General features: G+C 37.7%; 18 protein-coding genes. 4 read left to right on the top strand and 14 right to left on the bottom strand.

What is annotated here, in order from left to right; translation table 11 throughout:
- The first annotated feature begins 68 nt into the window (after positions 1-68).
- Positions 69-800: a CBS domain-containing protein gene (locus ACTWP4_RS15105; protein ID WP_443129616.1), complete on the top strand. Its 732-nt coding sequence runs from the start codon at positions 69-71 to the stop codon at positions 798-800.
- A gap of 362 nt (positions 801-1,162) precedes the next feature.
- Here ACTWP4_RS15105 and ACTWP4_RS15100 read toward each other — a convergent pair whose 3' ends face one another.
- The 6 genes from ACTWP4_RS15100 to gltB all read right to left on the bottom strand — a co-directional run bounded on the left by ACTWP4_RS15100 (position 1,163) and on the right by gltB (position 10,274).
- Positions 1,163-1,510, bottom strand: a complete 348-nt coding sequence (locus ACTWP4_RS15100) for a hypothetical protein (RefSeq protein WP_443129615.1) — start codon at positions 1,508-1,510, stop codon at positions 1,163-1,165.
- A 267-nt stretch (positions 1,511-1,777) separates the two neighbouring features.
- Positions 1,778-2,056: a hypothetical protein gene (locus ACTWP4_RS15095; protein ID WP_443129614.1), complete on the bottom strand. Its 279-nt coding sequence runs from the start codon at positions 2,054-2,056 to the stop codon at positions 1,778-1,780.
- Positions 2,057-2,419: 363 nt separating this feature from the next.
- Positions 2,420-2,563: a hypothetical protein gene (locus ACTWP4_RS15090; RefSeq protein ID WP_443129613.1), complete on the bottom strand. Its 144-nt coding sequence runs from the start codon at positions 2,561-2,563 to the stop codon at positions 2,420-2,422.
- 162 nt (positions 2,564-2,725) lie between these two features.
- Positions 2,726-3,979, bottom strand: a complete 1,254-nt coding sequence (locus ACTWP4_RS15085) for an aminopeptidase (protein WP_443129612.1) — start codon at positions 3,977-3,979, stop codon at positions 2,726-2,728.
- Positions 3,980-4,207: 228 nt separating this feature from the next.
- A complete protein-coding gene (locus ACTWP4_RS15080) occupies positions 4,208-5,704 on the bottom strand; it encodes a glutamate synthase subunit beta (protein ID WP_443129611.1) in 1,497 nt (498 codons plus the stop codon).
- A 16-nt stretch (positions 5,705-5,720) separates the two neighbouring features.
- The gene (gltB, locus tag ACTWP4_RS15075) at positions 5,721-10,274 is read right to left on the bottom strand and encodes a glutamate synthase large subunit (protein ID WP_443129610.1); all 4,554 of its coding nucleotides are present in this window, start codon (positions 10,272-10,274) and stop codon (positions 5,721-5,723) included.
- A gap of 127 nt (positions 10,275-10,401) precedes the next feature.
- On the opposite strand from gltB, the gene ACTWP4_RS15070 reads away from it, so the two are divergent.
- A complete protein-coding gene (locus ACTWP4_RS15070) occupies positions 10,402-11,304 on the top strand; it encodes a LysR family transcriptional regulator (RefSeq protein WP_443129609.1) in 903 nt (300 codons plus the stop codon).
- Between the two features lie 49 nt (positions 11,305-11,353).
- Here the strand turns inward: ACTWP4_RS15070 and ACTWP4_RS15065 are convergent, their stop codons facing one another.
- Positions 11,354-12,250 (bottom strand): 5'-3' exonuclease, encoded by an 897-nt coding sequence (locus tag ACTWP4_RS15065; protein ID WP_443129608.1) that lies wholly within the window; start codon positions 12,248-12,250, stop codon positions 11,354-11,356.
- 97 nt (positions 12,251-12,347) lie between these two features.
- Here ACTWP4_RS15065 and msrA point away from each other — a divergent pair, with 97 nt between their 5' ends.
- Entirely contained in the window at positions 12,348-12,881 is a 534-nt protein-coding gene (gene msrA / locus ACTWP4_RS15060) for a peptide-methionine (S)-S-oxide reductase MsrA (protein ID WP_443129607.1), read from the top strand.
- Between the two features lie 79 nt (positions 12,882-12,960).
- Positions 12,961-13,092, top strand: a complete 132-nt coding sequence (locus ACTWP4_RS15055) for a hypothetical protein (protein WP_443129606.1) — start codon at positions 12,961-12,963, stop codon at positions 13,090-13,092.
- Between the two features lie 78 nt (positions 13,093-13,170).
- Here the strand turns inward: ACTWP4_RS15055 and hisIE are convergent, their stop codons facing one another.
- From hisIE to ACTWP4_RS15020, 7 genes are read right to left on the bottom strand one after another with little or no spacing between them, the layout of a single operon-like run.
- Complete coding sequence (hisIE, locus tag ACTWP4_RS15050; RefSeq protein WP_443129605.1) at positions 13,171-13,818, bottom strand: bifunctional phosphoribosyl-AMP cyclohydrolase/phosphoribosyl-ATP diphosphatase HisIE; 648 nt, start codon at positions 13,816-13,818, stop codon at positions 13,171-13,173.
- A complete protein-coding gene (hisF, locus tag ACTWP4_RS15045) occupies positions 13,808-14,566 on the bottom strand; it encodes an imidazole glycerol phosphate synthase subunit HisF (protein WP_443129604.1) in 759 nt (252 codons plus the stop codon). Before hisF ends, hisIE begins: the two co-directional genes overlap by 11 nt.
- Positions 14,563-15,177, bottom strand: a complete 615-nt coding sequence (gene hisH, locus ACTWP4_RS15040) for an imidazole glycerol phosphate synthase subunit HisH (protein WP_443129603.1) — start codon at positions 15,175-15,177, stop codon at positions 14,563-14,565. The genes hisF and hisH overlap by 4 nt, the downstream gene beginning before the upstream one ends.
- The gene (gene hisB, locus ACTWP4_RS15035) at positions 15,174-15,761 is read right to left on the bottom strand and encodes an imidazoleglycerol-phosphate dehydratase HisB (protein ID WP_443129602.1); all 588 of its coding nucleotides are present in this window, start codon (positions 15,759-15,761) and stop codon (positions 15,174-15,176) included. Before hisB ends, hisH begins: the two co-directional genes overlap by 4 nt.
- Positions 15,758-17,044, bottom strand: a complete 1,287-nt coding sequence (gene hisD, locus ACTWP4_RS15030) for a histidinol dehydrogenase (RefSeq protein ID WP_443129601.1) — start codon at positions 17,042-17,044, stop codon at positions 15,758-15,760. Before hisD ends, hisB begins: the two co-directional genes overlap by 4 nt.
- A complete protein-coding gene (gene hisG, locus ACTWP4_RS15025; protein WP_443129600.1) occupies positions 17,041-17,661 on the bottom strand; it encodes an ATP phosphoribosyltransferase in 621 nt (206 codons plus the stop codon). The genes hisD and hisG overlap by 4 nt, the downstream gene beginning before the upstream one ends.
- The gene (locus ACTWP4_RS15020) at positions 17,658-18,782 is read right to left on the bottom strand and encodes an ATP phosphoribosyltransferase regulatory subunit (protein ID WP_443129599.1); all 1,125 of its coding nucleotides are present in this window, start codon (positions 18,780-18,782) and stop codon (positions 17,658-17,660) included. The genes hisG and ACTWP4_RS15020 overlap by 4 nt, the downstream gene beginning before the upstream one ends.
- Positions 18,783-18,841 lie beyond the last annotated feature (59 nt).

The raw sequence follows: 18,841 nt of genomic DNA, 5'->3' as shown, positions 1-18,841 counted from the left end.
ATTACTAAACGACTAGTTATGACAACCATTAATTTTGATAATTTTCAAACAATTAAAGGAGATTTATCATGGGTTATGAACTTTCTGAACGATTTGAAGCAGCTTTTAACCAAATACATGATACATTATGTGATTATGCAAATGAACATAATAATCATGCATCGTTTACCGAAGTATTAACAAAAGCGAGAGTACAGCATCATGCTATAGATCAATATTTTGATTTATTAAAACAGTGTAGTAAACTGCGAAATGCAATGGTACATCGAAAAATTAAAGAGGACTTCTATATTGCAGAACCTCATCAGGATGTGGTTTATGAACTGGAGCAATTGGCAGTTCTTTTAACTAAACCACCCACTTGCTTGTCTATTGCTTCAAAACCTGTTGAATTTTTTTATTTAGACACACCGATAAAGAAATTAATTACTTGTATGCAAGAAAAACAATACTCACAATATCCCATTTACCAAGAAGAAAAACTAATCGGATTATTAACAGATGGCAATATCGCAAACTGGTTTGCTACAAATACTGATCAATTATCAATTGAATTAGATCAGCCTATCGGTGACATCTTTCGAATTGAGAAAAAAGAACATACAAGGATTGTCGGAAAAGAAGCTAGTGTAATGGATATTGAATCAATATTCAAAGAGTACTTAGAAAGAAATCAAAAAATAGAAGCAATCCTAATCACCGAAACTGGTACAGCAGCAGAGCTACCAATAGGGATTATTTCCTCCTGGGACCTAGTCCAACTAAAAACATATAATTTTCCACTGCTAAAACATACTTAATACAACTAAACTATTCAGCGTTGTCGGGTCAGTTACAAAGGATTTTACTGCTATGTAAAATAAGCTCAAATAGGAGCTTAAACAGCTGATTTCACTTAAACTGTGCAGTAATTCTTATATGGATTTGCTTCCTCCATTCTGATTAGAGGTGAGTGCTGCCATTCGCTCCGGCAGATTACTGCGCTTTCCACGGGCACGTATTCTGCCTCCGCTAAAGGCAGTGTTCTGATTATCGAAGGAAGAGAAATTTTTGAATTTTGTAAAGTTGAAATTTATCTAATAAACTTCCTGTATTTACACGCTAGAAAGCGCTTATAACAGAACTTGTCGCGGGACCCCGTTACTTGAGTGAGAAGAAATTTCTAGCTAGTATTATTACTCCCTGGAATAACTCCAATTACATCTTCAATATCTTGGTCGACAAGAAACGTTGGAGATGCAACTACGTTTTGATTATAGGTCGAAACTAAAAATATTTCTTCTCCATCATAAGTATTTTCTATATACTTTTTATATTTATCTTCTAATTTTACCTTTTCCACACCTAAACGGTCCCACAATTCTTTGTTATAGAAACCATCATTTCCTTTAGTTTCAATATAACTCCATACCACTTTTTTAACATTTTCATTTATTTCTGAACTTTGTTGATTGCAAGCACCAAGGAGGACAAAAATAATCAGTATAAAGAACAAGCTTTTTTTAACCACTAAACTAACTCCTCCTTCCTTTGTTCCTTGTTCAACAATTTAAGTACATTATTTCACAAAATATAATTTATTTTGAAATTCCTTCCTCGATTTTACTCATAATATCAAATGCACCTTTGGATTTGTTCGAACATATTACTGTTTTTATTGAGGTTTTGGGATAAAAAGCAGAATGGAAACTAACTCCTGGGTCATAACCATAATATGAAATTTGAAAATCTCATCATCCTTTTTTTCAATCCATACACCATAACCATAAAAGCCACTTTAGTCATTCGTTCGAACATATGGAGTTAGTAACTTATTAGTGTATTCTTCATTGAGTAATTTGTTATTTAAGAGCGAATCCCACAAATTTGCCATATCGTTCACTGTTACAAAGGCTCCACCATCTGAACCACCCTTTACAGGCAATGAGTAAATATTTGTTTTCCACTTACCATTTGGAAGGTCAATATAACCCAGTGCTGTGTGTCTGGGGAGAGAATCAAATTCAAAATAGCCTGAGTCATTCATATCAGCTTTGTTAAAGATTCTCCCTTCCACATATTCAACCCTTCCAAGAGAAAAGGATCGCCAATATTATGACGATCCTCTTGTTGAACTATAGCACCCTTCAGTTTAAAACTGAGAAATTATTCAAAACAATAATCACACAATAAATACAAAAATCAATAAATTGATTACAAATAAAATATAAGCAATCTGTATGATTATGTACATTATAAATTCAAAGGTTGAAAGTTTATGTTATTTTTTCTTTTTTTCCAAATGCCTTAAATAGAAAGCAGAACTAATAATAAGTATTACAATAGAAATTGTTTGTAAGGCTTCTGCAAAAATGGTCAAGCTGATCTACTCCTTCCCCTGCCTATTCAAGTAGAGCTCTCCGTTTGTTTGAGACATTGTTCACGATTTTTCCTCTAAATCATCAATTCTCTGTTCAAGTTCTTTTATTTTATTACTACTAGTCAATGCTGTTGTAAAAGCAATAAGTCCGAAAGTAAATCCCATAGCTCCAAATGTGAACCCCATAATTCCGAAAACTTCCACATAATCCCCCCTAATTTAATTGTAAGAAATAACTCTAAATTTATTTTATTACTCAACTGCCCGTTAGTTCAACAGTCGCAACGACAGTTTGTTTTCACTATAACTAGCACTAAGTATAATCCACCAGAAATCAGTTTTCTCTGTTTTTAAGTTGAAGACGATTTAGAATTGGAAATCCCCATCCTTCATTAGCAGGACTTCAGTTCCACCTTCTTTAATGCCCACTACTTTCATATCTTCAGTACCAAAGGTCACATTGACTAACAAAAGTGAAGTATTCAGACCTGCTGCCTTCAACTCTTCCTCAGATTGGTCAATGCCATTTTGAATATTGGAGGGAGATGCATTTCCGATTCCAATATGACAGGCCGTATTTTCATCAAACAAGGTATTGTAAAAAAGAGTATCTGCCTGAGCAAGAGGAGATTTATTGGAGACCAAGGCAATTTCACCTAGATAATGTGAACCTTCGTCTGTTTCAATGAGATTTTGTAACACTTCTTGTCCCTTTGCGGCATAATAGTCGGTAATCCGTCCATCTTTAAAAATTAGATAAAATTCATCGATGACACTTCCCCCATAGATAAGAGGTTTAGTACCTACCAATTTGCCATTCACCTTATTTTTATGGGGAGCAGTAAATATTTCTTCCGTAGGAATGTTCGGAAAGAAAGGTATTCCATTTTTATCTATGACACCTCCACCGATATAGAGATGATTTTTAGGTAGACCAACTAATAAATCAGTTCCACGTCTATTTGTAAAATGCAGGGCTTCAAATTGGCTCTCGTTTAGGATTTTTTTTCGATACTCAAAGGCTCTATTGTGACTCTCCCAATCTTTTATATGATTTTTCCCATCTGCCCGAGATCCTTTTAAAATTAATTTCCATAATGATTGTAAAGCTTCTTCTTTACTTCGGTTCGGAAATACTTTAGTTGCCCATACAACGTACGGGACAGCTAGAAGACACCAGCGTATCTCGTGGGATCTAATTTTCGCATAATAATCTCCTAATTTGGTACGAGTAGCTTTTTGGAAACGACTTATCCTTTCTGTAGAAACCTCCTTAAAGACATCTAAGTTTTCAGAAATAATATGGATGTAAGCAGCACCTGCATCGTCCCACTCCTTAAAACGGGCAGCCTGCCAATCAGGAAAGTGATCGATGACACTATCTGCTGCATTTAAGTAAAATTCTTTGGTAGACTGTTCATCTGTCCAATCTATAAATACATTTGAAGCTCCTGCCTCGTAGGCTACCGTTTGGATTAGACGTGCAAACGTAGCATGTTGTATATCACTATGAATAATCAACAATTGATTTTTTTGCAGATTTACACCAGCTCGTACAGCAAGTTCTGCATACTTTTTTAACTGGGCTTCACTTATAAATTCATATATTCCTTTAATCATTTAATATCTCCCCTGTGATGTTCTTGTATAATTTTACTACAGAACCCTGACCTACTTAAACTAACCTGCCTTTAGTTTAAGATCAACACTTCACAAACTAACAGTTCTTCATAATCAAATTTTACCAGAAAATAAAGAAATTAATTGTTTTTTGTGTATAGTGTGCAGCTTTCATTTGAAAAGGACAAAAAGAAAAACCTACGACAATGCGTAGGTTTTCTCATTATATTACATGTTTGCAACGGATGGTAATGCAGTTTCTCCCATCAAATATTGATCAACATGATAGGCTACTTCACGGCCTTCATTAATTGCCCATACAATAAGACTTTGACCGCGACGTGAATCACCGGCAGCAAATACATGCTCAACATTTGTACGGAAGTCACCATACTTAGCATCTACACGATTGCGTTCAGTTTTCACATTAAATGCTTCTAATACAGGATGTTCTGTACCTTCAAATCCGATAGCGATTAATACTAATTGTGCAGGCCATACCTTTTCTGTACCTGGAATCTCCTCAAATACAAACATTCCATTTTCATCACGGGTTTTCTTCATTTCTACCGTGTGTAATTCTTTTAATTTACCATTATCATCCGTAACAAATTTCTTTGTTTGAATAGAATATTGACGGATATCCTCACCATAATACTCTTTCGCTTCTTTGTGTGCATATTCTAAACTGAAAACTTGTGGATATGCTGGCCACTGGTTTTCATCTGAACGTTTAATTGGTAATTGTGGGTGCTTACCGAATTGTGCAATACTGTTTGCACCTTGACGAAGTGCCGTAGCGATACAGTCAGCACCAGTATCCCCACCACCAATAACAATAACGTCTTTTCCTTTTGCGTCTAATTCTTCTTCCACTTCGATACTATCATCTAGTACTTTTTCAGTTGCTCTCGTTAAATAATCCATTGCAAAGCGAACACCTTTACCTTCACGACCTTCAATAGGTAGATCACGGTGTTTTTGTGCACCAGTACATAGAATCACAGAATCATGATTCGCTTTAATTTCTTCTGCAGAAATATCTTTACCTACTTCGGTATTTAGAACAAATTCAATACCTTCATCACGAAGTAACTGAACTCGACGTTCTACTACCCCTTTATCTAATTTCATATTTGGAATGCCGTACGTTAAAAGACCCCCAGCGCGATCTGCACGCTCATACACTGTAACCTGATGTCCTGCTTGATTCAACTGGTCTGCCGCTGCTAACCCAGCTGGTCCAGAGCCGACAATTGCTACTTTCTTTCCAGTGCGATGTTCTGGAACTCGTGGCTCGATCCAACCTTCTTCAAAACCTTTATCAATAATTTTTTGTTCAATATTTTTAATTGTTACGGCCGGATCATTGATCGCAACTGTACAAGACCCCTCACATGGTGCCGGACAAACTCTTCCTGTGAATTCCGGGAAGTTATTGGTTTTCATTAAACGATCTAACGCTTCTCTCCACTTACCTTTATACACCAAATCATTCCACTCTGGAATCAGGTTGTAGATAGGACAACCTGATGTTGCCCCTTCAATATCCATCCCGATGTGACAGAATGGTGTACCACAATCCATACAACGTGCTCCTTGTATTTTTGCTACTTCATCAGAGAAAGGAGCAGAGTATTCTTTCCAATCATGAACTCTTTCTAATGGATCACGCTCATTTGCCGTTTGTCTTTCAAACTCCATAAAACCTGTTGCTTTCCCCATATCATCTGACTCCTTTCTATTTAGTCATTACTTCTTCTGGATTAAGTGTTACAGTCATTTTTTTTTCTTTTTTTGCCGTAAATGCTTCAAGTCGAGCTTCGTCCACTGATAAGCCTTGAGATTCAAACCAAGCAATTTGTTTTAACATTAGCTTGTAGTCTGTCGGGATTACCTTCACGATTTTTTTCACTTCATTTTCCCAATTTTGCAACGTGACAGCTGCTTTGTCACTTCTCGTGTATTCGTGATGATTCATAATTAATTCTTTCACTTCTTCGATTTCTTGATCATCTGTTAATTCTTCAAACTGAACTAATTCCGTATTACATAGGCGTTTAAACTGCTCGATGTTGTCTGGTTTCACATATGCAACACCACCAGACATACCGGCAGCAAAGTTTTTACCTACATTGCCAAGGATGACTACACGGCCACCTGTCATATATTCACAACCATGGTCCCCTACGCCTTCGACAACGATTCTTGCTCCACTATTTCTTACAGCAAAACGTTCTCCCGCGTACCCTTGGATATAAGCTTCACCACTTGTTGCTCCATAGAAAGATACATTACCTGCAATCACATTATTACCTGGATCAATCGTTGTTTTCTCGGAAGCACGTACAATAACTTTTCCGCCTGACAAGCCTTTACCAACATAGTCATTCGCATCTCCAGTTACTGTTAATGTCATACCGGAAGGAATAAAGGCTCCAAAACTTTGACCAGCTGATCCTATAAAGTGAAGATTAATCGTATCTTCTGGTAAACCTCTTTCTCCATATTTCTTAGAAATTTCACTTCCAACAATTGTACCTACTACACGATCGGTATTTTTAATCGGGAATGATGCTTCCAACGCTTCTCCAGTTTCAATTGCTTTCTGTACAGTCGGTAAAATATATTTCATATCTAATGATTCGTCTAGTTTATGATCTTGTGTTGTTGTATTAATACGAGTTCCTTCTGGTTGGTAAAGCAATGTAGATAAATCTAAATGTTTTGCTTTCCAATGTGCATTTGCACGCTCTGAAACTTCTAATACATCTGTTCTTCCAATCATCTCATCGATAGTTCGGAATCCTAATTCTGCCATGATTTCACGAACTTCCTCTGCGATGAATGTCATATAGTTGACTACATGATCAGGGTTACCAGTGAATTTTTTACGTAATTCTGGGTTTTGTGTTGCTACCCCAACTGGACATGTATCATTATGACATACTCGCATCATAATACATCCGACAACAACTAACGGTGCTGTAGCGAATCCAAATTCTTCTGCACCTAATAATGCTGCCATCACGACATCTTTACCTGTTAACAATTTCCCATCCGTTTCTAGAATTACTCTATCTCTTAGTCCGTTTAACATTAATGTCTGGTGTGCTTCTGCTAGACCTAATTCCCACGGTAAGCCAGCATGTTTAATACTTGTTTTTGGTGAAGCACCTGTACCACCATCATATCCAACAACTGAAATAACATCTGCGTTACCTTTTGCTACACCTGCAGCAATCGTTCCTACACCTGATTTAGCTACAAGCTTCACACTAACTCTTGCATCACGATTAGCATTTTTTAAATCGTGAATTAACTGTGCTAAATCCTCGATAGAATAAATATCATGGTGTGGCGGAGGTGAAATTAAGTCTACTCCTGGGGTTGAACCTCGAACATCTGCTACCCATGGATAAACCTTCATACCAGGTAATTGTCCACCTTCACCAGGCTTTGCACCTTGTGCCATTTTAATCTGTAATTCTTTTGCATTGACAAGATAATGGCTTTTCGCCCCGAAACGCCCAGATGCTACCTGCTTAATCGCACTAGAACGCAAGTCCCCATTTTCATCTTTACTAAAACGGTCAGGGTCTTCTCCACCTTCACCACTGTTACTTTTACCACCTAAACGGTTCATCGCAATTGCTAATGCTTCATGTGCTTCTTTACTAATGGAACCGAATGACATCGCACCTGTTTTGAATCGTTTGACAATCGATTCTACTGGCTCCACTTCTTCGATCGGGATCGCATTCGACTTATTGAAATCAAATAGATTTCGTAAGAAGCCAATACGCTCTTCGTTCGCTGCTTTGGAGAATTTCTTGAACAGATCATAATCACCACGACGACAAGCCCACTGTAACGTGTAAATGGTAGTAGGGTTAAAGGCATGATGTTCTCCTACTTTTCGCCACTGGAAATCACTACCTGATTCGAGTGATTCTTGAACAGCTGCTTTATAAGCTTCATTATGACGTTTTTCCGTCTCTTCTTGAATCACGTCTAAACCAATTCCGTCAATTTGTGAAGCAGTACCAGTAAAATGATCCTCGATAACTTTTTTGCTAATACCTACAGCTTCAAAAATTTGGGCACCACGATAACTTTGCACTGTTGAGATACCAATTTTCGACATAACTTTAATGATACCTTCTGTTGCGATGCCAATAAATTTATCTTGAACTTCTGCAAGTGTCATATTTAGGCGATCATCCAAAATATTTGTGTAGTATGTTTGATATACAAGGTATGGATGAATAGCGTCGACACCGTAACCTAACATTGTTGCAAAGTGATGAACTTCTCTAGCTTCACCTGATTGAGCAATAATGCTTGCTTGTGTACGGATACCTTCGCGTACTAAATACTGATGCAAACCACTAACAGCAAGAAGTGTTGGAATTGCTTTTTGATTCGCATCCATGTCCTTATCACTTAAAATAATGATATTTGTTCCTGCTTCAATTGCTTTTTTCGCTTGCTCAAACACTTTTTGAAGGGCTTTTTCCATATCATCGGTAAACAATGTTTCAATTACTTCTGACTGAAAGCCTTTTATTTCATTGTTTTTTAGTTTTTCTATTTGCGTATTTGATAATATTGGTGAGTCTAAGCGAATTCTGGTTGATTTCGTTTTTGCAGGATGAAGGATATCTCCCTCCGCTCCTAACCATGTCAGCATCGATGTAACAAGTTGCTCACGATAAGCATCAATTGGTGGATTTGTTACTTGAGCAAACAATTGTTTGAAATAGTTAAATAAGCTTTGTGGACGTTCGGATAATACCGCTAACGGCATATCATTACCCATCGCACCAATTGGGTCTTTTCCACCTTCCAGTAACGGAATAAGATATTTCTCCACATCTTCCGTTGTATAACCAAATGCTTTTTGTTTCTGAAGTAGTTGTGGATCAATATAGTCATCATTTTTCGCTTCCACTTCTAATGGTACAATTTGATCCTCTAGCCAGTCTTTGTAAGGATGAGAACTTGCGACCTCTTCTTTAATTTCTTTATCTGATATAATACGTCCTTCTTCAATATCAATAAGGAGCATTTTACCAGGACTTAACCGTTCTTTTAATAATACATTTTCTTCTTCATAGTCGATAACACCAACTTCAGAAGAGTAAATGATATAATCATCTTTTGTTACATAATAACGCGCCGGACGTAAACCATTTCTATCTAGAATCGCACCGATCTGTTTACCATTTGTAAAGGTAATGGATGTTGGACCATCCCATGGCTCCATCATCATGCTGTGATATTGATAAAATGCACGTTTTTGTTCATCCATGTGTGGATTTTTCTCCCATGGTTCAGGAATCAGCATCATCGCAGCATGTGCTGGTTTACGACCTGCCAAAGTAAAGAATTCTAATGCATTATCTAATGTTGCAGAGTCACTACCTCCGCCATTGATAATTGGTAGCACTTTCTCTAAGTCATCCCCAAATGCTTCAGAAACAAATTGTTTCTCTCTTGCACGCATCCAGTTTACGTTTCCACGCATCGTATTAATCTCACCGTTATGAATTAGATAACGGTTAGGGTGTGCTCTTTCCCAAGATGGGAATGTGTTGGTACTGAATCGTGAGTGTACAAGTGAGAAAGCAGATACAAACTCTTCATCTTGTAAATCTAAATAAAATTTATCTACTTGTTCAGGTGTTAATAAACCTTTATAAACGATCGTTCGGTTTGACAAACTTGGAAAATAAAAGCGGATTTCTTTTTCGTTCGCCCAATTTTCAGCTTGTTTACGTATAATATATAATTTTCTTTCGAAGGCTAAATCGTCTTCTAATTCATCAGCAGCTTCTATAAATACCTGATGAACAGTTGGTAAAGTTTCAACCGCACCTTTACCAATGTGTGTCGGGTCTGTTGGAACATCTCTCCAACCGATTAATTTTTGACCTTCTTGTTCAATTAATTGATTAATCTTTTCTTTTGCTTGTTTTTGTTCATTTTCATCTTGAGATAAGAATAACATACCAACTCCATACCGTCCGACAGCTGGTAGTTGAAAGTCTTTACATTCTCTTCTAAAATAATTATCAGGGATCTGTACCATTAAGCCAGATCCGTCACCTGTTAGTGGGTCACTCCCTTGACCACCACGGTGCTCTAGTTTGCATAACATGTCTAACCCTTTTTTTACGATTTCATGTGTTTGTTTCCCTTTTATATGCGCATATAATCCAATACCACAAGCGTCATGTTCAAAATCTGGATTGTATAACCCTTGGGCACTAGGCAAGTCGCGATACATCATATATGTCGCCCCCATTCAATATACTTTTAAGGTGTCTATTACTATTGTAAGTTTTCTTATTGATCGAAACAATATATAATAAACATAATATTGTTCTAATTCTGATATATATCATGAGGTGAATCGAGTGGAATTACGTCAATTACGCTATTTTGTGGAAGTCGCAGAGCGTGAACACGTCTCTGATGCAGCAGCAGAATTGCATGTTGCCCAGTCTGCAATCAGTAGACAAATAGCTAACCTAGAAGCCGAACTTGGTGTCGAACTATTTGAAAGAGAAGGTAGAAATGTGCGTTTAACCCATATAGGGCGGATATTTTTGACACATACCAAAACGGCATTAAAAGCAATTGATCATGCAAAGAAACAAATCGATGAATACATTGATCCTGAAAGAGGTTCAATTAAAATTGGTTTTCCAACCAGTTTGGCAAGTAATCTGTTACCTACCGTTGTTTCCGAATTTAAGAAAAAACACCCGAAGATCGGTTTTCAGTTAAGACAAGGCTCTTATAATTTTTTAATTGAATCCGTAGAAAATCGTGAAATTGATGTAGCATTTTTAGGTCCTGTTCCAACAGAGCATCCTGATATTTTAGGGGATATCTTATTTACAGAAAATTTTTATGCATTAGTGCCAAATTCACATCCTTTAGCCGAACAGAGCAGTGTGAATTTACGCGATTTACATGATGAAACATTTGTAGTATTTCCGGAAGGTTTTATTTTACACCAGCTCGTTATCGATGGCTGTAAGCAAGCAGGTTTCACACCAAATGTGTCTTCTCAAGGGGAGGATTTGGATGCAATAAAAGGGTTAGTTGCAGCAGGTATCGGGATTACATTATTACCGGAAAGTGCATTTAACGATTTGAATCCGTACTACAGTGCAAAAGTTGCGATTCAAAATCCAGAGTTAAAGCGAACTGTTGGGATTATTATTCCCAAGAACAGAAAACTTGCACCTTCTGAACAAGTATTCTATGAATTTATTAAGGAATTTTTCTCCATCTTACAAAGGTTTCAATAAAAAAGAGCTAGCTGCACGGCTAGCTCTGCTTTAATATATTTTTTTAGGTTTATCCCGTTGCTTTTTCCCATAATTTATCTAACCATCGTCCCGGATTTTGAAATTCTAATTCGTCGATTAAATAAGTTCGAATGTTCGTTAAGTCATTGTTCCATACTGCCGTTTCTACGGAAAAAGTAAGCGGCACTTCTGTGTGAATAGCTGCTAATTTCCGAGATACTGCTAGATCTTCTGCATACTGTTCCAATTTTTTCTGCATGCCTTTTGTTAAATTTTCTTTATCTGCTAACAAATTATCGATTGTTTCATACTGCATTAATAATTTGAGAGCGGTCTTCTCCCCTACTCCTTTTACACCTGGATAATTATCAGATGAGTCTCCCATCAATCCTTTTAGATCTATAATCTGACTAGGAGTTAATCCCTTCTTCTCATAAAAGTTATCAGCACTAAAAACGTCGTAATTACCTTGTCCTTTTTTCATAATCGCAATATTAATATTTTCATCCACTAGTTGTAATAAGTCTTGGTCACCAGTTACAACCGTTACTTGATGATGTTTTTGCAATTGTTTGGTAAGTGTACCTATACAGTCATCAGCTTCATAACCTGTGACTCCTACGTTAGGCACTTGAAATGCTGTTACAATATCTTTTGCAAGGTCAAATTGTGGCACAAGCTCTTCAGGAGGTGCATCTCGATTAGCTTTATATCCTTCATATAATTCATTGCGAAACGTTTGGCTTCCCATATCCCAACAGCAGACAACATGTGTCGGCTGAAATGTCTCTACCGCATTGGTAAAATAATTCAAGAATCCAAATAATCCGTTTCTCGGAATCCCTCTACTATTGACCATAAAATTCCCGGTAAATGCAGTTGCAAAAAATCCTCTAAATAATAATGCCATCCCATCTACAATAAGGACGTGTGATCTATTTGTCATTTTTTTCACCCTCTAAGTTTAATTGATTTACTTCTATTAATATAACTTGTATATTAAATGCTACAAGAGGATTTTGCAACATAAAGGAGAAACATACATGGAGAAAAAATTGGAAAAGGCCACATTTGCTGGTGGTTGTTTCTGGTGCATGGTGAAGCCTTTTGATCAATGGGATGGGGTAGAAAGTGTTATTTCCGGATATACAGGAGGACATTTAGAGAACCCAACTTATGAAGAGGTGAAAACAGGTACAACAGGTCACTATGAAGCTGTACAAATCACCTATGAACCTAACAAAATATCGTATCAGCAAATTCTAGACTTATATTGGCCACAAATTGATCCTACTGATGATGGTGGTCAATTTCATGACAGAGGTCCACAGTACCGAACTGCTATTTTTTATCATAATGATGATCAGAAGCGGTTAGCGTTCCATTCACTAGAGGTATTAAAAATATCCAACCGATTCCAAAAAGAGATCGTTACTAAAATATTACCTGCAAATATATTTTATCCGGCAGAGGTATATCATCAAGACTTTTATAAGAAAAATAAAGAGGAATACTTAGAAGATCGAGAAAAATCTGGAAGAGATGAGTTTATAGAAAAAAATTGGGATCAAAATTAAATATTTGTTAGAAAGAAGAACATTATTAAGAAGTAGAAACCTCGATAAATGGACTAAGAACACAGAAGAGGAAATAAAAGTGGCTTGTGGATTATTTATTAAACGACAACAAGAATATAAACGACAAGCAGCTGAATCAGTTATTCCCACATTAGAAATAAATACTGATAATAAAGAATGGGACTCCTATGCATCAGATTTAATTTTTTAAATGAGGCTATATCTTTGTAGACAGCATGAATTAAAAACAAAAATCTCCACATATGGACCCATAGTGGAGATTTTTAGGTTACCATTTTTTAATTTCTGCACGGTCCCCTTTATTGTTCCCTTTTTTAGCAAAACGGTTGGATAATTCTTGCTTTACATCTTCTAACGACACGTCTTGATTGGCCATTATCACAAATGTATGATAGAGTAAATCGCTAACTTCATTCGTTAGTTCTTGCTTATCATCATTTTTCGCAGCGATTACTACTTCACCTGCTTCTTCAATTACTTTCTTACCAATTTTATCGACGCCTTTATCATATAAATAGTTGGTATAAGAATTCTCAACACGTTCTGTTTTGCGCTCTTCTACTTCTTTCATCACTTGATCAATGATAGAAGCATCAAAGTTGGATTCCTTTTCGGCTACGCGATTAAAAAAGCATGAAGTCTCACCAGTATGACAGGCTGGACCTGCTGGGATCACTTGAATCAATAATGTATCCTGATCACAATCTAAATCGATCGACTGTACTTCTTGCGTATTTCCAGAGGTTGCACCTTTATTCCATAATTCATCACGTGAACGTGAATAAAACCAGGTTTGCTTTGTTTCTAACGTTTTTTCGTATGCTTCTTCATTCATATAAGCAAGCATTAAAACATCTTTCGTATAATAATCTGCTATGATTGCTGGTATAAGTCCTTTTGAAAAATCAGGCTTCACGAATATTCACTCCTTGTTCCACACAGACATCTTTTACTTGTTTAACTGTAAAGGTATTTTCATGGAAAATCGATGCTGCTAAACCTGCCGAAACATCGGTTTTATTAAATACTTCCGGAAAATGTTCTGGTTTACCGACACCACCTGATGCAATAACAGGAATGCGTACAGCTGAGACCACAATGTCGGTTAACGGTATATCAAAACCGTCTTTAACACCATCTGTATCGACGCTTGTCAGCAGAATTTCACCTGCTCCCCTTTTTTCGGCTTCTTTTGCCCATTCAATTGCATCCATACCAGTGTCTTTCGATCCTCCGTGTGTCATCACATGCCATTTATCACCAACTCGCTTGGCATCAATTGCTACCACTGTACATTGTGCACCAAAACGGTCAGAGGATTCCGTGATAAGTTGTGGGTTGTTTACAGCAGCTGAATTCATCCCTACTTTGTCAGCACCTGCTTTTAACAAGCGGTTTACATCTTCTATCGTTCGAACTCCACCACCTACAGTAAAAGGGACAAAAACTTGTTCCGCCGTTCTCTTCACAATATCAACCATTGTTTGACGGCCTTCGTTTGTTGCAGAGATATCCAAAAAGATGATTTCATCCGCCCCATCTTTAGAATAATTAGATGCCATTTCTACCGGATCACCTAACTCTCTTAAGCCTACAAAATTAGTACCTTTTACTACTTTTCCTTCTTTCACATCTAAGCAAGGAATAATACGTTTGGCAATCATGTTAGTTGCCCCCTATCACTGGTTTCTTCCATGAATACTTTTAACAAATCGACACCAACTTCCCCGCTTTTTTCTGGATGAAATTGCATTCCATAGACGTGGCCATTTTGTACGATTCCCGGAACCTTCGAACCATAATCTGCTGTTGCGACAAGGTATTGTTGTTCCGTTCTTGCCTGAAAAGAGTGTACAAAATAAACATGCTTATCCTGGAACGATGCGAAAGGCTGATTGTTGTTTTCGACTTGTAACTGATTCCAACCAATATGAGGCAAAATATATTCTGTTTCGATCTTATTAACTTCACCTGGTATTAATCCAAGTCCATCGGATATACCATTTTCATAACCTTTATCAAATAGTAATTGCATACCGAGGCAGATACCTAAAAAAGGTTTTTCTTTTGCAAGACGTCGTAATGGTTCGGCTAAGCGACGCTGATTGATTTCTTCTACTGCTGCTTGAAAAGACCCAACACCAGGTAAAATAATGTGGCTTGCAGCTTGAAGACGATCGACTGAATCGGTAATTTCCACCTCATAACCTAGTCGTTGAAAAGCTGTTTTAACACTAGCTACATTTCCCATACCATAATCAACAATTGCAATCATTCGATTATCCCCTTTGTAGAATTAACCCCTTTAATATCCGGATTAATTTGCATGGCTTCTCCAAGTGCACGACCCAGCGCTTTAAAAATTGCCTCAATTTTATGATGGGTGTTGTGTCCATACAATACTTTCGCATGCAGTGTGATTGCGGACTGGAAAGCGAAGGCCTGTAAAAATTCCTGAACTAATTCCGTATCGAAATTACCGAGCTTTTCATTGGAAAATTCCGCGTCAAATACGAGAAAAGGCCGACCACTAATATCTAAAGCAACAAATCCTAACGCTTCATCCATTGGTACATAAGCATTTCCGAAACGATTAATTGATTTCTTGTCACCTAGCGCTTCCTTGATTAATTGCCCCAACACAATTCCGACATCTTCCACAGTATGGTGACTGTCGATATGCAAATCTCCTGTAGCTTTGACGACAAGGCCGATTCGTCCGTGACGGGCAAATGCTTCTAACATATGGTCAAAAAAACCAACACCTGTTTCGATACTTACTTCATTCGGATCATCTAAGTTCACAGACACTTCAATTTGTGTTTCTAATGTTTCTCTTTTTTTACTAGCTGTTCTCATCGTTTCTCCTCCAGACGTTTACTTACCGCAAGTCCATGTCCTTCTAACTGTTCTTGATTTGCTATTCGAACCACGTCGTCTCCAGCTTCTCGCAAAGCTTCTTCGGTATAGTAAAGATAGGTAGTTTTCTTGACAAAATCATCGACTGATAAGCCGGATGAAAATCTTGCTGTGCCTGATGTTGGTAATACGTGGTTAGGTCCTGCAAAATAATCCCCTAAAGCTTCTGGTGTGTAATGACCTAAAAATACTGATCCAGCATGTTTTACTTTACTTAGGTAACTTAAAGGATCTTTTACCTGGATTTCTAGATGTTCTGGTGCAATCCTATTTGCTACATCAACTGCTGTAGCTAACGTTTCTACCACAACAGAGGCACCTTTTTCCTGCAAAGAAGTAGTTGCGATTTCTTTTCGAGGTAACACTTGGCATTGTTTGACTAATTCCTGATCGACAGCTTCTGCAAAAGCTTGAGATGTTGTAATAAGAAAGGCACGCGCAATCGTATCATGCTCAGCCTGTGCGATAAGGTCAGCTGCCACAAAAATCGGATTTGCTGATTCATCCGCGATAATTGCTACTTCGCTTGGTCCGGCGATCATGTCTATTCCAACGTCACCATAGACCAATTTTTTTGCTGCTGCTACATAAGCATTTCCTGGGCCGACGATTTTATCTACTTTTGGAATTGATTCCGTACCGTAGGCAAGTGCGGCAACTGCCTGCACACCGCCAACTCGGTAAATATTCGTTACACCGGCAATATCAGCTGCAACAGCTAAAATCGGAGCGAGTTCTTCACCATCTTTAACAGGTGTTGCCATGTTTACTTCTCCGACACCGGCAAGGACTGCTGGAATAGCATTCATTAAAACGGACGATGGATATACCGCTGTTCCACCTGGTACATAAATACCTACACGATCGATTGGACGATATAGTTGGCCTGAGATCACATCTCCATCTGCCTGCATCATGCGGGAATTATTTAATTGCTTACGATGAAAATCTCGAATGTTTTCTGCTGCACGTTGTAATGACTGTATCACTTCGTCATCCACTAGGTCCCATGCCGCGTTCCGCTCTTCTCTAGATACTAAAAAGGTTTTCGGTGCTTTCCCATCGAATTTCTCGATATATGATCGCACCGCTTGATCGCCACCTTCTTGAACATCAGCAATAATGGTACTTGCTGCTTGTAAGAATTTTTGCTGTTCTTTGCTATTTGTTTTTTCAGGTGCTGCTTTTGCTAAAAATTCTTCAATGGATAATAAAGGAATCATTTGTTTTTCGCTCCTTCCCTAAACCGCTCAATAACCGGAACCAATTGTTCTCGCTTAATTTTTAATGACGAACGATTGGCAATTAACCTTGCACTAAATGACAAAAATTCGTCTTCTATCACCAGACCATTTTCTTTTAATGTCGTTCCTGTTTCAACAATATCGACAATTGCATCAGCCAGACCTAAGATTGGTGCCAACTCGACAGATCCTTCTAGCTTAATGATATCTACTGATTCACCTTTATCTTTAAAATATGATTTAGTAATATTGGTAAATGTACTAGCAATCCGCTTCTTCTGATCTGGCCACTGGTAATCTTGTTTCGTTGCAAGTGCCATTCGGCAATGACCAAATGGTAATGGAAACAAATTGAATACATCAGGCTCGTGTTCAATTAAAATATCTCCACCTACAACTCCGATATCTGCTATACCGTTTTCCACATAAGTAGTTACGTCTACCCCTTTGGCAAAAAAGAAGGAAAATTCCTTCGTTTCAATTTGAAGTTTTCTTCCTTTTTCAAATAAGGATTCGACCTCATATCCTAAGCCTTCGAAAAATTTTAAAAATTGTTTTTCCAGTCGTCCTTTTGTTAGTGCAATTACTGGTTTCATTTTTCAACCACCTTATACTGACTGTTCTCCTCTACCACTTGATAAATTTTATGATAGGCTGCTTGATTCCTTAATTCGTATTGGATATCTACTACTTGTTCCTCCATTTCCATGCGGAACTTTTCCGCAATCGCATGTGTTTTGGGAGAAGCAATTATACAAATTTTTTCAGGTTCTTGTTCCGGTTCCATCTGTTTAGCTAATTCGTCGACATCAAAAGCAAGACCTACTGCCGAAGTTGTCTGTTCAAATTGTTGATAAAGACGATCATATCTGCCACCTGAGAAGCAAGTCGATCCATCATTTGTCAAAAAACCTCTAAACATAATGCCATCATAATAAGGCAGGTTTTTCACACGGCCAAGGTCGACTATAACTTCTGTTACACCTGAAGCTTCAAGTAAATCAATCAGCTTTTCGATATGGGTTAAAATTTCCGTTAAGTCTTGACGATTCTCCCAACGTTTCCGGTATTGCTCTATAATATCACGAGAACCATATGCATCGATTAATGCAAGTAAAGGCTTAACAAGTTCTGAACTCCCCGCTTTCACAACAATTTCTTCGACAAGATCTGACCGTTTATCATGCATTGCTTTTAACAACTCCGCTTCCTCTTGTTTGTTTAATTTAAAAGGCGCAATCAATGCATCAAAAATTCCGGTATGTCCTAGCTCGATAACATAAGATTGAATGTTTAAATTTTTCAAATAAGCCACAGCGGTAAGCAGGCTCTCTGCCTCCCCGAAAAACCGATCGGCATGAACGATTTCAATACCGGCCTGTCTGTTCTCGGTATCTTCTTTGTCAAAGCGAAACACACTACCTTGATATGACCACTTTTGTTTGGATGGATGCTGTCCTGCAATCGCACGTGCAATTGCTGCAGTCCAGTCCGGTCTTAGTACTTCTATCTCCCCTTCACCATTAAACCATTTTAGCATGGAATGTAAGTCCATACCTGCTACATCATTGGTAAATGTTTGAGCATATTCCACAACTGGTGTTGAGATCTGCTGAAAATTTCGTTTTTGAGTGACTCGTCTGAAAATCTCTGATGCCCGAAGCCTGTTGGAGATTTGCATACCTGTTTCGTCTTGACTTCCTGCTGGTAAAAACATATCGTTCACATCCTATTTACACTTTATTGATTTACCACTCTACCGTGGTAAAGCGTCCG

The sequence above is a fragment of the Gracilibacillus sp. D59 genome (assembly GCF_052246695.1).
Lineage (GTDB): Bacteria > Bacillota > Bacilli > Bacillales > Amphibacillaceae > Gracilibacillus.
Note: the sequence above shows the minus strand (reverse complement) of the source record. Positions and strands in the feature narration are given on the sequence as shown.

Coding starts and splice junctions, on each gene's coding strand:
- ACTWP4_RS15105 (WP_443129616.1), top strand. CDS start 69: ATGGGTTATGAACTTTCTGAACGATTTGAAGCAGCTTTTAACCAAATA.
- hisF (WP_443129604.1), bottom strand. CDS start 14,566: ATGATTGCCAAACGTATTATTCCTTGCTTAGATGTGAAAGAAGGAAAA.
- ACTWP4_RS15020 (WP_443129599.1), bottom strand. CDS start 18,782: ATGTTTTTACCAGCAGGAAGTCAAGACGAAACAGGTATGCAAATCTCC.
- ACTWP4_RS15065 (WP_443129608.1), bottom strand. CDS start 12,250: ATGACAAATAGATCACACGTCCTTATTGTAGATGGGATGGCATTATTA.
- ACTWP4_RS15080 (WP_443129611.1), bottom strand. CDS start 5,704: ATGGGGAAAGCAACAGGTTTTATGGAGTTTGAAAGACAAACGGCAAAT.
- hisD (WP_443129601.1), bottom strand. CDS start 17,044: ATGATTCCTTTATTATCCATTGAAGAATTTTTAGCAAAAGCAGCACCT.
- hisB (WP_443129602.1), bottom strand. CDS start 15,761: ATGAGAACAGCTAGTAAAAAAAGAGAAACATTAGAAACACAAATTGAA.
- msrA (WP_443129607.1), top strand. CDS start 12,348: ATGGAGAAAAAATTGGAAAAGGCCACATTTGCTGGTGGTTGTTTCTGG.
- ACTWP4_RS15085 (WP_443129612.1), bottom strand. CDS start 3,979: ATGATTAAAGGAATATATGAATTTATAAGTGAAGCCCAGTTAAAAAAG.
- hisH (WP_443129603.1), bottom strand. CDS start 15,177: ATGATTGCAATTGTTGATTATGGTATGGGAAATGTAGCTAGTGTTAAA.
- gltB (WP_443129610.1), bottom strand. CDS start 10,274: ATGATGTATCGCGACTTGCCTAGTGCCCAAGGGTTATACAATCCAGAT.
- hisG (WP_443129600.1), bottom strand. CDS start 17,661: ATGAAACCAGTAATTGCACTAACAAAAGGACGACTGGAAAAACAATTT.